General features: G+C 36.5%; 4 protein-coding genes. 3 read left to right on the top strand and 1 reads right to left on the bottom strand.

Going from position 1 to position 2,008, the window contains the following annotated elements; translation table 11 throughout:
- The first annotated feature begins 254 nt into the window (after positions 1-254).
- A complete protein-coding gene (locus tag IEX29_RS26295; RefSeq protein WP_373290728.1) occupies positions 255-1,106 on the top strand; it encodes a DNA-methyltransferase in 852 nt (283 codons plus the stop codon).
- 15 nt (positions 1,107-1,121) lie between these two features.
- Here the strand turns inward: IEX29_RS26295 and IEX29_RS26290 are convergent, their stop codons facing one another.
- Positions 1,122-1,406 carry a transposase gene (locus IEX29_RS26290; protein WP_229720415.1) on the bottom strand — a complete coding sequence of 95 codons (285 nt, stop codon included), beginning with the start codon at positions 1,404-1,406 and terminating at the stop codon, positions 1,122-1,124.
- Between the two features lie 91 nt (positions 1,407-1,497).
- Here IEX29_RS26290 and IEX29_RS26285 point away from each other — a divergent pair, with 91 nt between their 5' ends.
- Entirely contained in the window at positions 1,498-1,728 is a 231-nt protein-coding gene (locus tag IEX29_RS26285) for a hypothetical protein (RefSeq protein WP_188738841.1), read from the top strand.
- A gap of 13 nt (positions 1,729-1,741) precedes the next feature.
- Positions 1,742-1,918, top strand: a complete 177-nt coding sequence (locus IEX29_RS26280; RefSeq protein WP_188738839.1) for a hypothetical protein — start codon at positions 1,742-1,744, stop codon at positions 1,916-1,918.
- The last annotated feature ends 90 nt before the right edge of the window (positions 1,919-2,008 follow it).

Here is a 2,008-nt window from a genome sequence, read left to right as displayed (position 1 = left end):
AATTAAAGGATTAGGAAATGCAGTAGTACCACAGCAAATATATCCGATATTTAAAGCAATAAAAATGATACATGATGAAATAATCTAACTTCATAAATGTTCGATGGTTTAATCAAATCTATTGAAAGGAGGAGAAAATAATCAATAACCAAATATTGCAAGGCAACAGCTTAACTGTTTTAAGAACAATACCGGATAGCATCTTTCAAACTTGCGTTACCAGTCCTCCTTATTATGGGTTACGTGATTATGGTATGGATGGCCAACTTGGATTAGAAAAAACAGTTGCAGAATATGTTTCCAATCTAGTGGAGGTATTCAGAGAAGTTAAGCGAGTTCTGAAAGATGACGGCACTCTTTGGCTCAATCTTGGTGACTCATACGCTGGATCCGGAAAAGGAGCTGCAAACTATCCAGGAATTTACCCGAAACAAAATAGTAATAAGGGCAGCTTGGGGGGGGAGAATGGTCTTCCTGTTTTAACTCCAAACGGATTAAAACCAAAAGATTTAATGGGTATTCCTTGGAGAGTAGCTTTTGCTCTACAAGATGACGGTTGGTATTTGAGGTCAGATATTATCTGGAACAAACCAAATGCAATGCCTGAGAGTGTGACAGACAGACCAACTAAAGCACATGAATATATTTTCCTTTTCAGCAAACAGCCTAGTTACTATTACGACCATGAAGCCATCAAAGAACCGGCCATTTACGGAACTCAAGATATAAGAGGTTCTGATGGAGTAAAGGGACCGAAAAACAGATGCAAAAGAGATTCAAAACCAAGTGGTTCTTTTTCTGGAAAGTACGGAGATTTAGCATTTAGAGCCATTAAGGATATGCGTAATAAACGATCTGTATGGACCGTCTCAACCAAGCCGTACAAAGAAGCTCATTTTGCAACATATCCTACTGATTTGATTGAACCTTGTATTTTGGCTGGTTCACGTGTGGATGACACTGTATTGGACCCATTCTTTGGTTCTGGAACAACAGGTTTAGTAGCTTTGCAGAATAACCGTAATTTTATTGGAATTGAGCTGAATCCAGAATATATAGAGATTGCGAAAAAGCGATTGTCTCAAGTGCAAATGAGATTGGTGTAGATGAAAGGTAAATTACTATCTTTCATCTAATGTCAAAATCAATAATCTGTAAATAGCGAATAAACCAATGTAAGCACCAGTTATTAGAAAAATCGGGTTAAGAAATACGCTATGAATCGCAGTCATGAATACAGTGTTATCAATTAGAATTTGTCGAATAGATACTGCTGCAATAACACCGAAAATAACTGCTGATATTGCAGCGAGGGCGTTAAAAGCTATTTGGAATTTCTTGCTTCTAATTTTTAGATAAAGCATAAGAATCGGAACAGCAATAGATGCAACTAATATAATTATCAAAACGTCACCCCTTTGACAAGAGTCATATGTGCTTTGTTAGTTAGTTTTGCCAAAAATATAGATGATTAATCAAATGAAGGAGTGAATCGTGATGGAAAATAGGATTAAACCAAGTATAAACGATTTGATGACAATGAATGATGATGAAATCAGAGAATGTCTATCGGAGCACAACAGGGGAACGCTCATGGTTTTATCAAGAGAAATGGTAGGGGTGCTTAGAGATTATCACCGCCTTGTTGATGAACTTAAAGATGAGAAGCAACTACTGTACGGACGATTGAACAATATTATTGCTTTGGCGCAAGAAGAGATCAAATAAGGAGTGAATCGTGATGATAACAATTGAAAAGGATAAAAAATCAATAATTGTGACTGTATTAGAGGAAACTGAAAACGGAAATTTTGCAGGATTGAGTTCCACCATAACCACACAAGAATTAATCAATAGATTGATTGAAGAAGGTGCTTTGGAAGACGGTGAAACAGTTTATTTAGAGGAGGTGCAGTGATGGATGAACGTATACAGGAAATGAGATTAAAACTAGATAAGATATCCTGGGAGCCAGACCAATTAGAGAAAAATAAACAAGCTTTTGATT

It is taken from the genome of Oceanobacillus neutriphilus (genome assembly GCF_014645515.1).
Classification (GTDB): Bacteria; Bacillota; Bacilli; order Bacillales; family Amphibacillaceae; genus Oceanobacillus; species Oceanobacillus neutriphilus.
This window is presented reverse-complemented; position numbering and strand designations above follow the sequence as displayed.

Coding starts and splice junctions, on each gene's coding strand:
- IEX29_RS26280 (WP_188738839.1), top strand. CDS start 1,742: ATGATAACAATTGAAAAGGATAAAAAATCAATAATTGTGACTGTATTA.
- IEX29_RS26295 (WP_373290728.1), top strand. CDS start 255: ATGGATGGCCAACTTGGATTAGAAAAAACAGTTGCAGAATATGTTTCC.
- IEX29_RS26285 (WP_188738841.1), top strand. CDS start 1,498: ATGGAAAATAGGATTAAACCAAGTATAAACGATTTGATGACAATGAAT.